General features: G+C 72.0%; 14 protein-coding genes. 6 read left to right on the forward strand and 8 right to left on the reverse strand.

Features of this window, described 5'->3' with window-relative positions:
- Positions 1-158 precede the first annotated feature (158 nt).
- The 4 genes from B1H19_RS11860 to rpsA all read right to left on the reverse strand — a co-directional run bounded on the left by B1H19_RS11860 (position 159) and on the right by rpsA (position 4,082).
- Positions 159-479, reverse strand: coding sequence for a cupin domain-containing protein (locus B1H19_RS11860; protein ID WP_083109560.1), 321 nt, complete (start codon positions 477-479; stop codon positions 159-161).
- A 146-nt stretch (positions 480-625) separates the two neighbouring features.
- Positions 626-1,216 carry a dephospho-CoA kinase gene (gene coaE / locus B1H19_RS11865; protein WP_083104584.1) on the reverse strand — a complete coding sequence of 197 codons (591 nt, stop codon included), beginning with the start codon at positions 1,214-1,216 and terminating at the stop codon, positions 626-628.
- A gap of 77 nt (positions 1,217-1,293) precedes the next feature.
- Entirely contained in the window at positions 1,294-2,247 is a 954-nt protein-coding gene (locus B1H19_RS11870; RefSeq protein ID WP_083104585.1) for a PAC2 family protein, read from the reverse strand.
- 317 nt (positions 2,248-2,564) lie between these two features.
- A complete protein-coding gene (gene rpsA, locus B1H19_RS11875; protein ID WP_083104586.1) occupies positions 2,565-4,082 on the reverse strand; it encodes a 30S ribosomal protein S1 in 1,518 nt (505 codons plus the stop codon).
- 370 nt (positions 4,083-4,452) lie between these two features.
- Between rpsA and B1H19_RS11880 the strand changes: the two genes are divergently transcribed.
- Complete coding sequence (locus B1H19_RS11880) at positions 4,453-5,268, forward strand: class I SAM-dependent methyltransferase (protein WP_083104587.1); 816 nt, start codon at positions 4,453-4,455, stop codon at positions 5,266-5,268.
- On the forward strand, positions 5,265-7,796 hold the full coding sequence (gene hrpB / locus B1H19_RS11885) for an ATP-dependent helicase HrpB (RefSeq protein ID WP_083109561.1): 2,532 nt from the start codon (positions 5,265-5,267) through the stop codon (positions 7,794-7,796). The genes B1H19_RS11880 and hrpB overlap by 4 nt, the downstream gene beginning before the upstream one ends.
- On the opposite strand, the gene pgfA is transcribed toward hrpB, so the two are convergent.
- From pgfA to B1H19_RS11895, 3 genes are all read right to left on the reverse strand, one after another.
- On the reverse strand, positions 7,783-8,769 hold the full coding sequence (pgfA, locus tag B1H19_RS11890; protein ID WP_083104588.1) for a cell envelope lipid trafficking protein PgfA: 987 nt from the start codon (positions 8,767-8,769) through the stop codon (positions 7,783-7,785). The two genes, hrpB and pgfA, sit on opposite strands and share 14 nt — an antisense overlap.
- An 18-nt stretch (positions 8,770-8,787) precedes the next feature.
- On the reverse strand, positions 8,788-8,922 hold the full coding sequence (locus B1H19_RS37895) for an SPW_0924 family protein (protein WP_107425947.1): 135 nt from the start codon (positions 8,920-8,922) through the stop codon (positions 8,788-8,790).
- A 149-nt stretch (positions 8,923-9,071) separates the two neighbouring features.
- Complete coding sequence (locus B1H19_RS11895; RefSeq protein WP_107425949.1) at positions 9,072-10,820, reverse strand: lytic transglycosylase; 1,749 nt, start codon at positions 10,818-10,820, stop codon at positions 9,072-9,074.
- A 163-nt stretch (positions 10,821-10,983) separates the two neighbouring features.
- Here B1H19_RS11895 and B1H19_RS11900 point away from each other — a divergent pair, with 163 nt between their 5' ends.
- Positions 10,984-11,832, forward strand: a complete 849-nt coding sequence (locus B1H19_RS11900; protein ID WP_083104589.1) for a DUF4184 family protein — start codon at positions 10,984-10,986, stop codon at positions 11,830-11,832.
- Between the two features lie 21 nt (positions 11,833-11,853).
- Here B1H19_RS11900 and polA read toward each other — a convergent pair whose 3' ends face one another.
- Positions 11,854-14,601, reverse strand: a complete 2,748-nt coding sequence (polA, locus tag B1H19_RS11905) for a DNA polymerase I (RefSeq protein WP_083104590.1) — start codon at positions 14,599-14,601, stop codon at positions 11,854-11,856.
- 186 nt (positions 14,602-14,787) lie between these two features.
- Between polA and B1H19_RS11910 the strand changes: the two genes are divergently transcribed.
- The 3 genes from B1H19_RS11910 to B1H19_RS11920 all read left to right on the forward strand — a co-directional run bounded on the left by B1H19_RS11910 (position 14,788) and on the right by B1H19_RS11920 (position 19,391).
- Complete coding sequence (locus B1H19_RS11910) at positions 14,788-17,073, forward strand: FdhF/YdeP family oxidoreductase (protein WP_083104591.1); 2,286 nt, start codon at positions 14,788-14,790, stop codon at positions 17,071-17,073.
- 148 nt (positions 17,074-17,221) lie between these two features.
- Positions 17,222-17,695 (forward strand): PaaI family thioesterase, encoded by a 474-nt coding sequence (locus tag B1H19_RS11915; protein WP_083104592.1) that lies wholly within the window; start codon positions 17,222-17,224, stop codon positions 17,693-17,695.
- Between the two features lie 475 nt (positions 17,696-18,170).
- The gene (locus B1H19_RS11920) at positions 18,171-19,391 is read left to right on the forward strand and encodes a branched-chain amino acid ABC transporter substrate-binding protein (protein ID WP_083109562.1); all 1,221 of its coding nucleotides are present in this window, start codon (positions 18,171-18,173) and stop codon (positions 19,389-19,391) included.
- Positions 19,392-19,459: the final 68 nt, after the last annotated feature.

Genomic DNA, 19,459 nt, shown 5'->3' on the forward strand with positions numbered 1-19,459 from the left:
CCGTACGGGTGGCTCGGAACGGCCACCCGTACGGCATGCACGTGCCCCAGAACAACCGCCTCAGTCGCCACATTCCCCGCCGAGGAGGCGCATGCGCGCGCCCGCACGCCCAGCGCTCGCCCGTACGCCCAGCGCTCGCAGGCGGGCAGCCCGGCCCGCTAAAGGCTGATGTGGTACGCCTTGCGCAGCGTCTCGTGCACGGTCCACCGTGTGCGGTCGCCCTCGCGCAGGATGCAGGCGTCGCCCGGTCCCACCTCGAGCACCGAGCCGCCCTCGACCTCGATGGTGGCGCGTCCGCTCACGACGACGAAGAGTTCGTCGGCCTCGGTGTCGGTCACCACGCCGGGCGTGATCTGCCAGATGCCGCGGATCTGCTTACCGTCCGGGGACTCCCACAGCACCTTGCCCGTGACCACCGGCTCACCGGAGACGATCTGTTCCGGGTCCAGCGGCTCCGGCTCCAGATCGGCGTCCGCCATGCCGGGGATGTTCACGGCGAAGGACGCCGGCGCGGGCTCGGAGCCGACGGACGGGGCAGCGGGCAAAGCGGCCCCGCCGGGCTCGGCGGCGGAGGTCTGCGGGGCGCGATCGGTAGCACTCATGGCGGCGAGGGTACCGTCCTGCCTCAGGCGGCCCGCAGCCGCTCCCATACCTCGCGGACCTGCGGTTCCAGCGCCTCCAGCGGCCCGTCGTTGTCGATGACGAGATCCGCGACGGCCAGGCGCTGTTCCCGGGTCGCCTGGGCCGCCATCCGGGACTTGGCCTCGTCAGCCGCCATGCCGCGCAGCCGTACCAGCCGGTCGAGCTGCGTCCCGGGGTCGGCATCGACGACGACGACCAGGTCGTAGAGCGGCGCCAGGCCGTTTTCCGTCAGCAGCGGCACATCGTGGACGACGACCGCGTCCGGCCCGGCCGACGCCTCGAGTTCGGCCGAACGCACGCCGACCAGCGGGTGCACGATCGCGTTCAGCGCCTTGAGCTTGTCGGGGTCGGCGAAGACGATGCCGCCCAGTTTGGGCCGGTCGAGGGTGCCGTCCGGGGCGAGGACGCCGTCCCCGAATTCCTCGACCACCGCCGCGAGTCCGGGCGTGCCCGGCTCGACGACCTCGCGTGCGATCTTGTCCGCGTCCACGATCACCGCGCCGTACGACGCCAGCAGGCGCGACACCTCGCTCTTGCCCGCCCCGATACCGCCGGTCAGCCCCACCTTCACCATGCGCCCACGCTATACGGTCGTACCGCAGCCGTCCGGGCAACCCCCGCGCCCACGCCCCGCCATGGGCACGGCACCCCTCAGAGGCCGCCCCCGCCGCCCTCGGCCTCCCGCTCCGCCAGGAAGCGCTCGAATTCCCTGCCGATCTCGTCGGCGGACGGCAGTTCCATCGGCTCGGCGACCAGATTGCCCCTGGTCTCCGCCCCGGCCACCGCGTCGTACTGGTGCTCCAGCCCGCTGACCAGCGTCGTCAGCTCCTCATCGCCCTGCGAGAGCTGCCGCTCGATCTCCTCCTGGGTGCGCAGCGCCTCCGTACGCAGCACGTGCGCGGCGGCCGGCAGCACCAGGCCCGTCGCCGCCGTGACGGCTTCCAGGGCCGTGAGCGCGGCGTCCGGGTAGGCGGAGCGGGCGATGTAGTGCGGTACGTGTGCCGCCACGCCCAGTACGTCGTGCCCGGCCTCGGCCAGCCGGAACTCGATCAGCGATTCCGCGCTGCCCGGGACCTGCGCCTCGTCGAAGAGGCTGCTGTGGCCGGGCATCAGGTCGATGCGGTTGCCGTGCGGGGTGACGCCCACGGGGCGGGTGTGCGGCACCCCCATGGGGATGCCGTGGAAGTTGACCGACAGCCGTACGCCGAGCCGCTCGACGATCTGGCGGACGGCCGCCGCGAAGCGCTCCCACTCCACGTCGGGCTCGGGGCCGGACAGCAGCAGGAAGGGCGCTCCTGTCGCGTCCTCGACGAGCCGCAGCGTGATGGCGGGGGTCTCGAAGGCCGTCCAGTGGTCGCGCTCGAAGGTGAGCAGCGGCCGACGGGCGCGGTAGTCGACCAGCCGGTCGTGGTCGAACCGGGCCACCACGCGGTGGGAGAAGCCGTCCAGCAGCCGTTCCACGATCTGGTCGCCGGTCTCACCGGCGTCGATGTAGCCGTCGAAGTGGTACAGCAACACCATTCCGGCGGAGTCCGTGGCCGTGATCGCCTCGACCGCCGCGAGCCCGCTCGGCTCCCATTCGTACAACCCCTGGGGATCCAACACAGTGACCGCTCCTCCTCATGTCCGTGGGCAAGAACGTCCGGGCGCGGTCTCGCATTCCCGGACCGCCGCCCCCGTACCCGCGCACGACGCAAAACGGCCGCCCCGGACCGCGTCGGCCGCCCACCGCCGCCCCGCGGCACATCCCGCCCCCGCAGGCCCCAACTGCCCCACAGCGCCGCGCCGTTGACTGCCCGGACCACTGCCCCATCGCCCCCGAACGCCCCCCACACACGACGAAGGCCCGCTCCCCCGAAGGGGAACGGGCCTTCGCCTATCGGCTATCTCGCCTGTCGGCTAGCGCCTTGCGGTCGAGCTGTTCAGCTCTGGCCGCCGGCCAGCTTCTCGCGGAGCGCGGCCAGGGCCTCGTCCGACGCCAGGGCGCCGGAGTTGTCCGCCGACTCCGAGGAGTACGAGCCACCGGAGACGTTGCCGCCGCCGGCCTGGCCGCCGCCCTGCGCCGCCGGAGCCGCAGCGCCCTCGGCCGCCGCCTGCTCGTCGGCCTCGCGGGACTTGATGACCTGGGCCTGGTGCTGCTCGAAGCGCTGCTGCGCCTCGGCGTACTGGTTCTCCCACGCCTCGCGCTGGCTCTCGTAGCCCTCGAGCCAGTCGTTGGTCTCGGGGTCGAAGCCCTCGGGGTAGATGTAGTTGCCCTGGTCGTCGTAGGACGCGGCCATGCCGTACAGGGTCGGGTCGAACTCGACCGCCGACGGGTCGGCACCGAAGGACTCGTTGGCCTGCTTCAGCGAGAGGCTGATGCGGCGGCGCTCGAGGTCGATGTCGATGACCTTGACGAAGATCTCGTCGTTGACCTGGACGACCTGCTCCGGGATCTCCACGTGGCGCTCGGCCAGCTCGGAGATGTGGACCAGGCCCTCGATGCCCTCGTCGACGCGCACGAACGCACCGAAGGGAACGAGCTTGGTGACCTTACCCGGGACGACCTGACCGATCTGGTGGGTCCGGGCGAACTGCTGCCACGGGTCTTCCTGGGTCGCCTTGAGCGACAGGGACACGCGCTCGCGGTCCATGTCGACGTCCAGGACCTCGACCGTGACCTCCTGGCCGACCTCGACGACCTCGGAGGGGTGGTCGATGTGCTTCCAGGACAGCTCGGAGACGTGGACGAGACCGTCGACGCCGCCCAGGTCCACGAAGGCACCGAAGTTGACGATGGAGGAGACGACGCCGGAGCGCACCTGACCCTTCTGGAGGGTGGTGAGGAAGGTCTGGCGGACCTCGCTCTGGGTCTGCTCCAGCCAGGCGCGGCGGGACAGGACCACGTTGTTGCGGTTCTTGTCCAGCTCGATGATCTTGGCCTCGAGCTCCTTGCCCACGTAGGGCTGCAGGTCGCGCACGCGGCGCATCTCGACCAGGGAGGCCGGCAGGAAGCCACGGAGGCCGATGTCGAGGATGAGACCACCCTTGACGACCTCGATGACGGTACCGGTGACGATGCCGTCCTCTTCCTTGATCTTCTCGATCGTGCCCCAGGCCCGCTCGTACTGGGCGCGCTTCTTCGAGAGGATCAGGCGGCCTTCCTTGTCCTCCTTCTGGAGGACGAGGGCCTCGATCTCGTCACCGACGGCGACGACCTCGTTGGGGTCGACGTCGTGCTTGATCGAGAGCTCGCGGCTCGGGATGACGCCTTCGGTCTTGTAACCGATGTCGAGCAGGACCTCGTCCCGGTCGACCTTCACGATGACGCCGTCGACGATGTCGCCGTCGTTGAAGTACTTGATCGTCTCGTCGATCGCGGCGAGGAAGGCTTCCTCGTTACCGATGTCGTTGACCGCAACCTGCGGGGTGGTGGCGGTGGTCTCGGTGCTGCTCGTCATGTGGGAAAGGGCTCCGGTACGGACATTGAAGTCGTAGGTACTGCTACGCCGAGAGCCCGTATCGCTTCTGCATAAGCCGGACAGTGTCAGAAGCGAACCCTGCGGAAGCCCGAACGCCACAGCATTCGGATCCACCCGAGACGCCTCAAAACCGAGAGGTACATACAGATGCGAGCGCGGCCTGCTCCGTCTGAGGCGCGCAGGCCCGCAGCGCAACTTGTAGCATACGGGCGCAGCCGGACACGGTCAATGCGCGAACGCGCACACCGGGGGCGGAACGCCCATAACCGGCACACACGGTGTTCCGCGAGGTCGAACGGCCTCACAGTCCCTTGCCACAAGCAGTGCGAAGACTACGACGACGGGCGCGATGAACCAAGAGTACGAGCCGGAGGCGACCCGGCGTGATGCCTCGGACGCCGAGAGCAGCCGGGCGAGCCGTAGCTGGTGGGACCGTCACGCCGATGAGTACCAGAGCGAGCACGGTGCGTTTCTGGGGGACGACCGCTTCGTGTGGGGGCCCGAGGGGCTGGACGAGGCGGAGGCCGGGCTGCTGGGCCCGGCGGCGGAGCTGAAGGGCAAGCGGATCCTGGAGATCGGCGCGGGGGCGGCGCAGTGCTCGCGCTGGCTGGCGGCGCAGGGTGCCCGCCCGGTGGCGCTCGATCTCTCCCACCGGCAGTTGCAGCATGCGCTGCGGATCGGCGCGGGGGCGGCGGGCGAACCGGGTCTGGTGGAGGCGGACGCCGGGGCGCTGCCGTTCCGCGACGGCGCGTTCGACCTCGCGTGTTCCGCCTACGGCGCGATTCCGTTCGTCGCCGAACCGGTGCGCGTGTTGCGGGAGGTGCGCAGGGTGCTGCGGCCCGGTGGCCGGTTCGTGTTCTCGGTGACGCATCCCGTGCGGTGGGCGTTCCCCGACGAGCCGGGGCCGGAGGGGCTGTCGGTGGCGGCGTCGTATTTCGACCGCACTCCGTATGTGGAGCAGGACGAGAGCGGCCAGGCGGTGTATGTCGAGCACCACCGGACGGTGGGCGACCGGGTGCGGGACGTGGTCGCCGGCGGGTTCCGGCTGGTGGATCTGGTCGAGCCGGAATGGCCGGAATGGAACGCTCAGGAGTGGGGCGGGTGGTCGCCGCTGCGGGGGAATCTGATTCCGGGGACGGCGATCTTCGTGTGCGAGGCCCCGTGATCCGGCGCGATGCGCTGGCGCGGCTGCCGGTGCGGACGGCGCTGCCCGCGCTGCGGGAGGCGCTCGACGGGGCCGGTACGGCCGTGCTGTGTGCGCCGCCGGGGACGGGCAAGACGACGCTGGTACCGCTGGATCTGGCGGGGCTGACGGGTGCGGGGCCGGCCCGGCGGGTGCTGGTCGCCGAGCCGCGGCGGATCGCGGCGCGGGCGGCGGCGCGGCGGATGGCCTGGCTGCTGGGCGAACGGGTCGGCGAAACGGTCGGTTTCACGGTGCGCGGGGAGCGCCGGGTGGGTCCGCGGACGGCCGTGGAGGTGGTGACCACCGGGGTGCTGCTCCAGCGGGTGCAGCGGGATCCGGAGCTGGCCGGGGTGGATGTGGTGGTGCTCGACGAGTGCCATGAGCGCCATCTGGACGCCGATACCTGCGCGGCCTTCCTGCTGGACGTGCGGGAGACGCTGCGTCCGGAGCTGCGGCTGGTGGCGGCGTCGGCGACGACGGACGCGGAGGGGTGGGCGCGGCTTCTGGGCAGCCCCCGCGCCCCGGTGGTCGAGGCGGCGGGCGTCTCGCACCCGGTGGAGACGGTGTGGGCGCCGCCGGAGCGGCCCGTGCGGCCGCCGCACGGTATGCGGGTGGATCCGGCGCAGCTGGCGCATGTGGCCTCGGTGGTGCGGCGGGCGCTGCGTGAGCAGAGCGGCGATGTGCTGTGTTTTCTGCCGGGGGTCGGGGAGATCGGGCGCGTTGCCGGGCAGCTGGCCGGGGTGGAGGCCGAGGTGCTCCAGGTGCACGGCCGGGCGCCGGCCGAGGTGCAGGACGCGGTGCTGGCGGGGAGTGGGGGAAGTGCGCGGCGGGTCGTGCTGGCGACCTCGGTGGCCGAGTCGAGTCTGACCGTGCCCGGGGTGCGGGTCGTGGTGGACAGCGGCCTGGCGCGGGTGCCGCGCATGGATCATGCGCGGGGGCTGAGCGCGCTGGCGACCGTACGGGCCTCGCAGGCGGCGGCGCGGCAGCGGGCCGGGCGGGCCGGGCGCGAGGCGCCGGGGGTGGCCTATCGCTGCTGGCCGGAGGCGGAGGACGGGCGGCTGCCGCGGTTCCCGGATCCGGAGATCAAGGTCGCCGATCTGACGGCGTTCGCGTTGCAGGCGGCGTGCTGGGGCGATCCGCAGGCGGCCGGGCTGGCGCTGCTGGATGCGCCGCCGGCCGGTGCGCTGGCGGCGGCGCGGGAGGTGCTCGCGGCGGTCGGCGCGGTGGATGCGGACGGCCGGGCGACCGGGCGCGGTATACGCATGGCCCGGCTGGGGCTGCATCCGCGGCTGGGCCGGGCGCTGCTGGACGGGGCGCGGGAGATCGGGGTGCGGCGGGCCGCGGAGGTGGTGGCGCTGCTGAGCGAGGAGCCGCCGCGGGCCTACGGGGACGATCTGGCGGCGGCGTGGCGTACGGCGCGGCGGGGCGGTGATGCGTATGCGGCCCGGTGGCGGCAGGAGGCGCGGCGGCTGGAGGCGGTGGCCGGGGAGGCGGACGGCGACACAAAGGCCGGGGCCGGGGCCGGTGCGGATGCCGATGCGGGGCTGATCGCCGCGCTGGCGTTCCCGGAGCGGGTGGCGCGCGCCCGGGGCGGCGGCGGTTTTCTGATGGCGTCCGGGACGGGGGCCGAGCTCGGCGGTGAGGGCTCGCCGCTGCGGGAGGCGTCCTGGCTCGCGGTTGCGGTGGCCGACCGCCCGGTGGCCGCGGCGTCCGCCCGGGTGCGGCTGGCGGCGGTGATCGACGAGGCGACGGCGCGTGCCGCGGCGGGGGCGCTGTCCTCCTCGGGCGAGGAGGTGCACTGGTCGGACGGGGACGTGGTGGCCCGCAGCGTGACCCGGCTGGGGGCGATCGAGCTGTCCTCCAGGCCGCTGGGCGCGCCCGATCCCGCGCTGCTGCGCGCGGCGGTGGCCGAGGGGCTGCGCCGCGAGGGGCTCGGTCTGCTGCGCTGGTCGGCGGGCGCGCAGGCGGTGCGGCAGCGGATGGCGTTCCTGCACCGGGAGGTGGGCGCGCCGTGGCCGGAGGTGTCGGATGCGGCGCTGCTGGAGCGGGTCGAGGAATGGCTGGGGGTGGAGCTGGACCGGGCGCGGCGGCGGGCCGATCTGGAACGTGTCGACACGGGGCAGGCGCTGGCCAGGCTGCTGCCGTGGGCGTCGGGCGAGGCGGCGCGGTTCGAGGAGCTGGCGCCGGAGCGTATCGAGGTGCCGAGCGGTTCGCGGATACGGATCGACTACGGCGGCGAACAGCCGGTGCTGGCGGTCAAGTTGCAGGAGCTGTTCGGCTGGCAGTCCTCGCCGCGGGTGGCCGGCGGGCGGGTGCCCGTACTGGTCCATCTGCTGTCGCCGGCGGGGCGCCCGGCGGCCGTCACCGCCGATCTCGCGTCCTTCTGGCGGGAGGGCTACCGCGCCGTACGGGCGGAGCTGCGCGGCCGCTATCCCAAGCACCCCTGGCCGGAGGACCCTTCGACGGCGGAGCCGACGCGGCACACGTCGGCGCGGCTCAGGCGGGGCTGACGGACGGCTGCGGGGCCGGGCCGGAACCGGCGGGGCGGCGGCTGCGGGCCTCCAGGTGCAGGCTGAGCGCGAGCAGGGCGGCGCCGAGGGCCAGGAAGCCCCAGGGCAGGTAGTTGGTGAGCAGCAGGACGAGGGTGCGCTGGCTCTTGACCAGGGCGACGGTGGAGGCGACGTAGTCGTCGCGCATCTTCACATGACCGGCGAAGGCGGTGACCTTGCCGCCGCCGGGCAGCAGGTCTCCGCCGCGCAGCTCCTCCTTGTGGATCTCCTCGCCGTTGACGGGCGCCCCGGTGACCGGTTCGACCCAGAACATCCGCTTGGTGCTGTACCAGCGGGTGGTGCCCATCTTCTCGACGGCCTGCGGGGTGATGCCCTTGACCGGCATCTTCTTGGGGAGCGGGACCCTGGTCCAGGGGATGGTCTGCTCGAAGTAGTAGACCGGGAGGCCGTGGAAGGTGCGGGTGCCCTTGTAGTGGATGGGGGCGGAGGTGCGGGTCTGGGCGTCGAAGTAGACGTAGTCGCGCTTCTCGGTGAGGAAGGGCCACTTGAACTCGATGCCCGCGCGGTGCACGGGGTCGCCGTCGACCATTTCCCCGGTGGCGTGCACCGGCTCCTGGGAGTGGGCGTCGAAGATATAGCGCTCGGGGATCTCGGAGACCATCTTGCCGTCGGGTCCGGCCACGTAGGAGAGCGCGTCCCAGACGACGACGTCGCGGCCCGCGGTCCTCTCGATGCGGTCCGAGGCGGCGACATCGCCCTTGAGGGTCTGCACGATGGTGACCTCGGGGACCTTCTTGGCCTTCATGGTGCCGTAGTCGACGAGGGTGGCGGGCCGGGCCTCCAGGACCATGTCCTGGTACTGGCCGGCCGGGATCTTGGCGAGCCGGGGGAAGGCGTAGAACCGCATCAGGGGCGACAGGGCGGTGAAGAAGACGGCGAAGGCGAGCAGAACCAGGCTGGCCGTACGGCGCATGGCGGTGGCCTCCCTCCCTCACGGGTGCTCGGGGACGGTGGTCAGCAGCGGTTTGGGCGAGGTGGTGCCGGTGGGCGCGCCGATCGCCGTCATGGTCAGGACGAGGGCGAACGCGGCGGCGAGTCCGAGCGCGGCGGCTGTCAAGACGCGCATGATCGGCCTCCCGTGAGCTGATACAGCGTCAGGTCGGGGCACCGTAGCAACGAGCGGGCGAGATGAGAACACGTGCGCCCGCAAGAGGCGGCGCCGCCGCCCGGCCCCGGACGGAGGGCTGGGCGGCGGCGCCGGTCCGGGCGGCGCGGTCAGGAGCCGGCCGGGGCGGTGACCTGGAGCTCGACGGTGAGGACGGTGCCGTCGGCGGTGGTCAGCCGCAGGAGGAACGTTCCGGTGCGGGTGTCCGTGGCGATTTTCGGGAGCTTGAGCAGGCCGTGGGCGTCGGTGGTGAGCTTGGTCAGGGTGCGCACCGGGCGGTCCTTGTCGGCGCCGGTGGCGCCGGGGTCCGTGAAGTAGGGGCCCCGGTCGTTCTCCACGGGGTGGCCGGGATGGTCGGGGTCGTCGGTGACCATGGTGGCGGTGACGGGCACGCCCGCCGCGGCCTTGCCCCGGTAGGTCGCCCGCACCTCGACCGCGCCGTCCGCGAACGCCCGGCCCGCGGTCGTCGTCACCTTCGCGTCGGAGGTGCGGACGAGGGCGTCGGCCCGGGGCGCGGGGGCGGCCTTGACGGTCAGGGCGAAGTCGACGGCGGGCACGGTGCGGCCTTCGGCCGTCGCCCGGAGGGTGAACGTCCCGGCCTTGGTGCCCGCGCGCGGCGTGGGCGCGGTGGCCAGGCCGTCCTTGCCGGTGGTGACGGTCACGGTGGTGGTGTGGCCGGGGAAGTCGATGTCGGTGGTGCCGGTGAGGCTGAAGCGCACGGGGATGCCGGCGAGCGGTTGGCCGTCGGAGTCGTTGGCGCGGACGGTCGGCGCGGCGGCGAAGGCGCTGTCCGTGGTGGCCGTCAGGGCCTGGTCGCCGACCGGGTCGAGCGCGGTGAGCCGGGCGGGCTCGGCGGGCTTGGGGGCCGGGGGCGAGGGCTGCCGGTGGGAGCCGCCGGGGCGGTCCGGTGCCTTGGGCGTCTTGGGCCGGGGCAGGGGGTGGGCGGCGTGGCCCGTGGCGGGGTGGCCGTCTCCGCCGTGGTGTTTGCGGTGGCTGCGCCCGTCGGGGCCGCCGCGGTGCACAGGGAGCACGCCCTTGCCGTCCGGCACCTCGTACGCCCCCGTGCGGTAGAACGCGTACCAGGACAGCACCGTGCGCAGATACGCCGAGGAATCGTTGTAGCCGAGGACCGCCCGGTGGAGGTCGTGCGCCACGGACAGATCGCGGCCCCCGGCACACAGATAGCGGCCGGCGGCGAGCGCCGCGTCGAAGATGTTGTGGGGGTCCTTCTTGCCGTCGCCGTTGCCGTCGGCGCCCCAACCGGCGCCGCCGGGTCCGCCGTTGGACCAGGTGGACGGGATGAACTGCATCGGGCCCACGGCGCGGTCGAGGGTGGTGTCGCCGTCCAGGAGGCCGCCGTCGGTGTCGCCGATACGGGCGAAGCCGTGGCCGTTGAGGCGGGGACCGAGGATCCGGGTGAGGGTGGTGCCGGCGGCATCGACCGCGCCGCCGCGCGCCTGGCCGGATTCGACCTTGCCGATGCCGGCGAGCAGTTGCCACGGCAGCCGGCAGCCCGGGGCGTCGGCCTCCATACGGGCCGCGGCGTTCTTGTACGCGGCGAGGACGGTGGTGGGAATGCCTGCCTCGGCGGGGCCCATGGCGATGCGGAACCTGCCGTGGCCGTGGTGGTGGTGCGAACGGACGTGCGGGACGGGGCGCTCATGGGGCGGCAGATCGGTGAAATAGCCGGAGTCGCCGTCGATGGGGATGCCGGCCGGCGGGGCGGGATCCGGTGCGCTCGCGGCCGCGCTCTTGGTGGCGGCCGGCGCCTGAGCGGTGGTCAGCGCGGCCAGTACCAGCGCCGCCACGGCCGTTGACGCCGCCCCCCTGCGGAGCCGCCGCCCGAATGTGGCTGCCATACGTGCCGTCCCCTCCGTGGTGAACTGCCGCGTGCACCCCAGGGCGCACGCCCCCGGCGCTCCAACTCGGCCGAGACTACGACAACTCGGGCCGATCAGCTACCACTCCCATCGGCCGACATAATGATCCGAATCGATCGGCCCATCGATCAAGGAGGGGGTCATGCCGTTCACGCTCAGTCATGCGGCCGCGGTGCTGCCGGCGATCCGCAGGACCGGCGAGGGGCGTGGACCGCTGATCGCCTCGGCACTCGTGGCCGGGTCGTTCGCACCGGATCTGCCGTATTACGCCGACTCGGTGGTGCCCGGGGCCATGGAGTTCGGGGAGGTGACGCATGGTCTGCCGGGGGTGCTGACGGTGGATGTGGCGCTGACCGCCGTTCTGGTGGCCGGCTGGCTGCTGGTGCGGGAACCGCTGCTGGCGCTGCTCCCCCGGGCGTGGCAGGGCCGGGTGTACGCCGTCGCCCGCGGCCGTCCGTGGCGGCCGCGGGGGCCGCGCCAACGGGCCGCGCTCGCGGGCTGGTTCTTCCTCTGCGCGGTGCTCGGCGGGGCGACACACGTGGTGTGGGACGCCTTCACCCATCCGGGCCGCTGGGGCACCCGGCTGGTCCCGGTGCTGAACGAGCCGGCGGGCGGGCGGCCGGTCGCCGCGTACCTCCAGTCGGGGACCTCGGCGCTCGCGCTGGCGGCCCTGGGGTGGTTTCTGTGGACGGCCCTGCGCCACGGGCGCGCCGGATCCGACGGTCCGCCGGCCGCCGTGCCCGCGCTGACGGGGCGGCAGCGGTCGGCGCTGAGCGCATGGCTGGTGCTGTGCGTCCTGGTCGGCGCCGCCCACCGCACCCTGCGCGCCCATGCCGTCTACGGCGGCGCGGTCGGCTGGTTCGACTACGTCCCGTCGGCCCTCTTCGGCGCGGGCGCCGGGCTCGTGGTCGGACTGCTGGGCCTCGGCGTGGCCGTACGGCTGCTGCTGCGCCGGACGCCCGGGGCGGCGGGGCGACGCGGGCCCATCTGACCGGCGCCGCCCCGCCCGGGCTCAGTGCGCCGCCGACTCCCAGTCCGCGCCGGAGCCGACCGAGACGTCCAGCGGGGCGCGCAGCTCGACCGCATCGGCCATCTCGCGGCGGACCAGCTCCTCGACCTTCGTCCGCTCGCCGGGCGCCACCTCGACCACGATTTCGTCGTGGACCTGGAGCAGCAGCCGGGAGTCGAGCCCGGCCTCGCGCAGCGCCGCATCGACCTTGAGCATGGCGATCTTGACGATGTCGGCGGCGGTGCCCTGGATCGGGGCGTTCAGCGCCATCCGCTCGGCCATTTCGCGGCGCTGGCGGTTGTCGCTGTTGAGGTCGGGCAGATAGCGGCGGCGGCCCAGGATCGTTTCCGTATAGCCGGTGGCGCGGGCCTCGTCGACCACATTGCGCAGGTAGTCGCGCACGCCGCCGAAGCGCTCGAAGTAGGTGTCCATCAGCCCGCGTGCCTCGTCGGGCTGGATGCCCAGCTGCTGGGAGAGGCCGAACGCCGACAGGCCGTACGCCAGGCCGTAGGACATCGCCTTGATCTTGCGGCGCATCTCCGCGTCGACCTGGTCCTTGGCGACCGAGAAGACCTGGGAGGCGACGGTGGTGTGCAGGTCCTCACCGGAGGTGAACGCCTCGATCAGGCCCTCGTCCTCGGAGAGGTGGGCCATCACCCGCAGCTCGATCTGGCTGTAATCGGCGGTCAGCAGCGATTCGAAGCCCTCGCCGACGACGAAGCCGCGGCGGATGGCCCGCCCCTCGTCCGTGCGCACCGGGATGTTCTGGAGGTTGGGGTCGGTGGAGGACAGCCGGCCGGTGGCGGCGACGGTCTGGTTGAAGGTGGTGTGGATGCGGCCGTCCGCGGCGATGGTCTTGATCAGGCCCTCGACCGTGGTGCGCAGTTTGGCCTGCTCGCGGTGGCGCAGCATGATCACCGGGAGGTCGTTGTCGGTCTGCGCGGCCAGCCAGGCCAAAGCGTCGGCGTCGGTGGTGTAGCCGGTCTTGGTCTTCTTGGTCTTGGGCAGGCCCAGCTCGCCGAAGAGGACTTCCTGGAGCTGCTTGGGCGAGCCGAGGTTGAACTCGTGGCCCGCGGCGGCGTGCGCCTCCTTGACGGCCTGCTGGACGGCGCCCGCGAACTGCTGCTCCATCCGCTCCAGCCAGCCCCGGTCGGCGGCGATACCGGCGCGCTCCATCCGAGCCAGCAGGGTGCTGGTGGGCAGCTCCACATCCCGCAGCAGCTCGGCGGCGCCGACCTCCGCCAGCCTGGCGGTGAAGGCGGTGCCCAGGTCCAGGACGGTGCGGGCCTGGCCCATCAGGGCGTCGGCCTCGGCTGCTTCATCGGGCTCGTCGACTCCGAAGGCCAGCTGGCCGTCCCCGGCGGCGGCCGCCGGGGCCAGATCGCGGCCCAGGTATTCGAGGGAGAGGGCGTCCAGCGCGAAGGAGCGGCGGCCGGGCTTGACCAGATAGGCGGCCAGCGCGGTGTCCATGGTGACGCCCTCGATCAGCCAGCCGTGCTCGCCGAAGACCCGCATCAGGCCCTTGGCGTTGTGTAGCACCTTCGGGCGGGCCGGATCCGCGCTCCAGGCGGCGAACGCCCGCTCGTCGGCCTCGTCCAGCTGCGCCGGGTCGAACCAGGCGGCCGGGCCCTCGGGGGTGGCCAGCGCCACCTCGGCGACGCTGCCGCTGCCCAGGGTCCACACGTCCACGGTGGCCACACCCAGCGGACCGGTGCCGTGCTCGGCCAGCCACGGGGCGAGCTCGCCGGTGCCCAGGACCGTGCCGTCCACCTCGACCCCGGCGGCCGGGGCGGCCTCCTCGGCGCTCTCCGCCTCGCCCGGGTCGACGGCGTGCAGCCGGTCGCGCAGGCCCTGGTTGCGGATCTCCAGGGCGTTGAGGAACACCTTGAGCGCCTCGCGGTCGTACGCCTCGCGGGTCAGCTCCTCGGGGCCGCAGGGCAGCTCGACGTCGCGGACCATCTCCGTCAGTCGGCGGTTGAGCTTGACGGCCTCCAGATGCTCGCGGAGGTTGGCGCCCGCCTTGCCCTTGACCTCCTCGGCGCGCTCCACCAGCTCCGCGAACGAACCGAACTGGTTGATCCACTTCGTGGCGGTCTTCTCACCGACACCGGGGATGCCCGGGAGGTTGTCGGACGGGTCGCCGCGCAGCGCCGCGAAGTCCGGGTACTGGGCGGGGGTCAGGCCGTACTTCTCGAAGACCTTCTCCGGGGTGAAGCGGGTCAGCTCGGAGACGCCCTTGGTGGGGTAGAGCACCGTGACGTCGTCGGAGACCAGCTGGAAGGAGTCGCGGTCACCGGTGACGATGGAGACCTCGAAGCCCTGCGCGACGGCCTGATGGGTCAGCGTGGCGATCACGTCGTCGGCCTCGAAGCCCTCGACGGCGAACCGTTTGACGTGCAGGGCGTCGAGCAGCTCGCCGATCAGCTCGACCTGGCCCTTGAACTCGTCGGGCGTCTTGGAGCGGTTGGCCTTGTAGTCGGGGAACTCCGCCGAGCGCCACGTCTTGCGCGAGACGTCGAAGGCCACCGCGAAATGCGTGGGCGCCTCGTCGCGCAGGGTGTTCGCGAGCATCGACGCGAAGCCGTAGATCGCATTGGTCGGTTGCCCGGTGGCGGTGGTGAAATTCTCCACGGGCAGGGCGAAGAACGCCCGGTATGCCATGGAATGCCCGTCCATCAGGAGCAGGTGGGGACGGCCGCCCGCCGCCTTGGTGCCGGTCGTTTCGCTCTTCTTCGCTGCCTTTGCTGCCACGCCCCCGATCCTGCCACGCCCCACTGACAATCCCCGCCGCGGACGCCACCCCGGCCATGCGGACGTCCCGGCCTACTCCACCACCCGCCGTCCGTGACAGGATCCAAGACGCATCGGATAACGCACGGCAACGATCAGACCCGCCCCGGCGGACCCGGCACAGGACACGGCTCAAGGGAGAGCTTCATGGCAGGCAAGCCGCCCACCACGGACCCCGTCCAGGACGCACCCGAGGTCGGCGCGCCCCAGCACTCGGCCGTCGGCCTGCCGGCGATCACCCACGCCCTGCGCATCTCCCAGCAGCAGATGGGCGTCAAGCGCACCGCCCTGACCCTGCTGCGGGTCAACCAGAAGAACGGCTTCGACTGCCCCGGCTGCGCCTGGCCCGAGGGCGACGAACGGCACGCCGCCGAATTCTGCGAGAACGGCGCCAAGGCCGTCGCCGAGGAGGCCACCCTGCGCCGGGTCACCCCGGACTTCTTCGCCGCCCACTCCGTCGCCGACCTCGCCGACCGCAGCGGCTACTGGCTCGGCCAGCAGGGCCGGCTGACCGACCCCATGTACCTCGACGAGGGTGCCGACCACTACGTCCCCGTCTCCTGGGAGCGGGCCTTCGACATCATCGGCGAGGAGCTGACCGCCCTCGACACCCCCGACGAAGCCGTCTTCTACACCTCCGGCCGCACCAGCAACGAGGCCGCCTTCCTCTACCAGCTCTTCGCCCGCGAATTCGGCACCAACAACCTGCCCGACTGCTCCAACATGTGCCACGAGTCCTCCGGCTCGGCCCTGACGGAGACCATCGGCATCGGCAAGGGCAGCGTCCTGCTGGAGGACCTCTACAAGGCCGACCTGATCATCGTCGCCGGGCAGAACCCGGGCACCAACCACCCCCGGATGCTCACCGCCCTGGAGAAGGCCAAGGCCGGCGGCACGAAGATCATCTCCATCAATCCGCTGCCCGAGGCCGGCCTGGAACGCTTCAAGAACCCGCAGACCCCGCGCGGCCTGGCCGGCGGCGGCACCGCCCTGACCGACCTCTTCCTCCAGGTACGCCTCGGCGGCGACCAGGCCCTCTTCCGCGCGCTCAACCGCCTCGTCCTCGACACCGACGGCGCCGTCGACGAGGGCTTCGTCCGCGAGCACACCCACGGATACGAGGAGTTCGCGCGCACCGCCCGCGCCGGCGCCGACTGGGACGAGACGCTGCGCGCCACCGGACTGACCCGCGCGGAGATCGACCGCGCACTGGCCATGATCCTCGACTCGAAGCGCACCATCGTGTGCTGGGCGATGGGCCTGACCCAGCACAAGCACTCCGTGCCCACCATCAAGGAGGTCGTCAACTTCCTCCTCCTGCGCGGCAACATCGGCCGCCCCGGCGCCGGCGTGTGCCCCGTACGCGGCCACAGCAATGTCCAGGGCGACCGCACCATGGGCATCTTCGAGCGCCCCGCCCCCGCCTTCCTGGACGCCCTGGAGAAGGAGTTCGGCTTCGCCCCGCCCCGGGAACACGGCCTCGACGTCGTACACGCCATCCGGGCGCTGCGCGACGGGCAGGCCAAGGTGTTCTTCGCGATGGGCGGCAACTTCGTCTCCGCCACCCCCGACACCGACGTCACCGAGGCCGCCATGCGCCGCGCCCGGCTGACCGTCCACGTCTCCACCAAACTCAACCGCTCGCATGTGATCACCGGCGCCCGCGCCCTGATCCTGCCCACCCTGGGACGCACCGAGCGGGACCGGCAGGGCGGCACCGACCAGTTCGTGACCGTCGAGGACTCCATGGGCATGGTGCACGCCTCCCGCGGCCGCCTGGAGCCCGCAAGCCCCCGCCTGCTGTCCGAGACCGCGATCATCGCCCGGCTGGCGCGCCGGGTGCTGGGCGCGGCCAGCGCGACGCCCTGGGAGGAGTTCGAGAAGGACTACGCCGCCATCCGCGACCGCATCGCCCGCGTCGTGCCCGGCTTCGAGGACTTCAACGCCAAGGTCGCCCGCCCCGGAGGCTTCACACTGCCGCACGCCCCCCGGGACGCCCGCCGCTTCCCCACCGCCACCGGGAAGGCCAACTTCACCGCCGCCCCGGTGGAGTACCCCACCGCCCCCGAAGGACGGCTGCTGCTCCAGACGCTGCGCTCGCACGACCAGTACAACACCACCATCTACGGCCTCGACGACCGCTACCGGGGCATCAAGAACGGCCGCCGGGTCGTGCTGGTGCACCCCGACGACGCCCGCGCCCTGGGCCTGGCCGACGGGGCCTACGCCGACCTGGTCAGCGAATGGACGGACGGCAGCGAACGGCGGGCGCCCGGCTTCCGGGTGGTGCACTACCCCACCGCCCGCGGCTGCGCGGCCGCCTACTACCCCGAGACCAACGTCCTCATCCCCCTCGACCACACCGCCGACACCAGCAACACCCCCGCGGCCAAATCCGTGGTGGTCCGCCTGGAGCCGACACCGGCGCACTGACACGGGCGAGCCGACGGAGGCCAGCCGAACACGGGCCGCGGGCGGAGGGGCGGAAATACCGACCCCGCACTGAGCGCTTGCTCAGTGGCCTGATAGGAACGGGCAGGGATCGACGACGATCACGCGCGAGCGAACGGAGACACAGGCCATGGGTGAGCAGAGCACGACCAGGTTTCCGCAGGAAATCCTCGACCAGTGGGCCGGCCTCGGCCTCGACCTGCCCGCCCTGTTCTCCGCCGGGCACCTCGGCGAGCGGATGAGCGTGCGGGTCACCGAGGCCGCACCGGACCGCGTCGTCGGCACCATGCCCGTCGAGGGCAACACCCAGCCCTACGGACTCCTGCACGGCGGCGCCTCCGCCGTCCTGGCCGAAACCCTCGGCTCCGTCGGCTCCATGCTGCACGGCGGCCCCACCAAAATCGCCGTCGGCGTCGACCTCAACTGCACCCACCACCGCGGCACCCGCTCCGGCCTGGTCACCGGCGTCGCCACCCCCGTCCACCGCGGCCGCTCCACCGCCACCTACGAAATCGTCATCACCGACGAGCACGACAAGCGGGTCTGCACCGCCCGCCTGACCTGCCTGCTGCGCGACGTGGACGCCGACGTCTACCGCAGCTGACCCCCGTCCCACGGCGGCCCCGCACCCGGCACCGGGAGCAGGGCCGCCGTTCGCATTTCCGTAACGCTGCGTAACGTGTACGAAATCCCGCGCCGCGCCCACGCCCCGCGCCCCGCACGGCCGTCGACGCCCCCACGCCCGCCGCCTCCGATAACCGGACACGGTACCGACACCCCCGTCCAGTTTTCCCCGCGGAAGTGCGAGTTCGTCCTCCGCACCGCGTCCGCCCTGCGGGTGTAAGGACCATGAGCGCAAAACGCTCATCGAAGGTCATAACAAGAGCGTCACATCCTGCTCAGCGCCTCTGCCGGGCCGACGAGAGGCGCTCTAGAGTTCACCGCCAGTCACCACGCCGCCAGGCGCACCGCGAGCACGGACCCGTACCTCCCCGTACCCCCGTACGAACCGGCGGCGAATCGGCCATGCGACAGCCGTGGCCGCGCCAGGGAAAGGACTGATCGTGCGTCACCGTTCCTTGCTTCTCATCACCACCGCACTCGCCACCGGAGCCCTCACCCTCACCGCATGCGGCACCCGGGGCGACAACAAGAGCGGCGACGGCTCGAAGACCACCGTCGTCATCGGCCTCGACGCCCCCACCACCGGCGAACTCTCCGCACTGGGCCTGGGCATCCGCAACTCCGCCCAGCTCGCCCTCGACACCGCCAACAAAACCGGCGAGGTCAAGGGCGTCACCTTCAAACTCGAAGCCCTCGACGACAAGGCCCTGCCCAACGTCGGCCAGCAGAACGCCACCAAACTCGCCGGCGACAAGAACGTCCTCGGCATCGTCGGCCCCCTCAACTCCGGCGTCGCCCAGTCCATGCAGCAGGTCTCCAAACAGAACAACGTCACCCTCATATCCCCGGCGAACACCACCCCCGACCTCACCCAGGGCCCCGGCTGGCGCAAGAACAACCGCGTCCGCCAGTTCCCCACCTACTTCCGCACCGCCACCACCGACGAGGTGCAGGGCGCCTTCGACGGCCAGTACGCCTGGGAGAAGATCAAGGCCAAGAAGGTCTACGTCATCGACGACCAGAAGACCTACGGCGTCGGACTGGCCTCCTCCTTCAAGGACCAGTTCACCAAGCTCGGCGGCAAGATCGCCGGCACCGAGCACATCAGCCCCGACGACCGCGACTTCAAGGCCGTGGTCTCCAAGGTCCAGTCCAAGAGCCCCGACCTGGTCTTCTACGGCGGCGAATACCCCGCCTCCGGACCCCTCAGCCAGCAGCTCAAGGACGGCGGCGTCACCGTCCCCCTCATGGGCGGCGACGGCATGTACAGCGGCGACTACATCAAACTCAACAAGAAGGCACAGGGCGACTACGCCTCCTCCGTCGGCAAGCCCGTCGAACAGCTCGCCTCCGCAAAGAAGTTCATCGCCGACTACAAGGCCGCCGGCTTCAAGGAAGCCTACGAGGCCTACGGCGGCTCCACCTACGACGCCACCTGGGCCCTGATCCAGGCCGTCAAGAAGGTCGTCGCCGACAACGGCGGCAAACTCCCCGACGACGCCCGCGCCAAAGTCGTCCAGGCCATGAACACCGTCACCTTCGACGGCGTCACCGGCAAGGTCGCCTTCGACAAGTACGGCGACACCACCAACACCATGATCACCGCATATCAGGTCGACAAGGGCGCCTGGAAGTCCCGCTTCAGCGCCGAATTCAAGAAGTTCGACAAGAGCTGACCGGCCGGCCGACCGCACCGCGCCAGGGCACCACACCCCCTGGCGCGGCCCGCGGCACACGGCGTACC

The organism is Streptomyces gilvosporeus, assembly GCF_002082195.1.
Taxonomy (GTDB): Bacteria; Actinomycetota; Actinomycetes; order Streptomycetales; family Streptomycetaceae; genus Streptomyces; species Streptomyces gilvosporeus.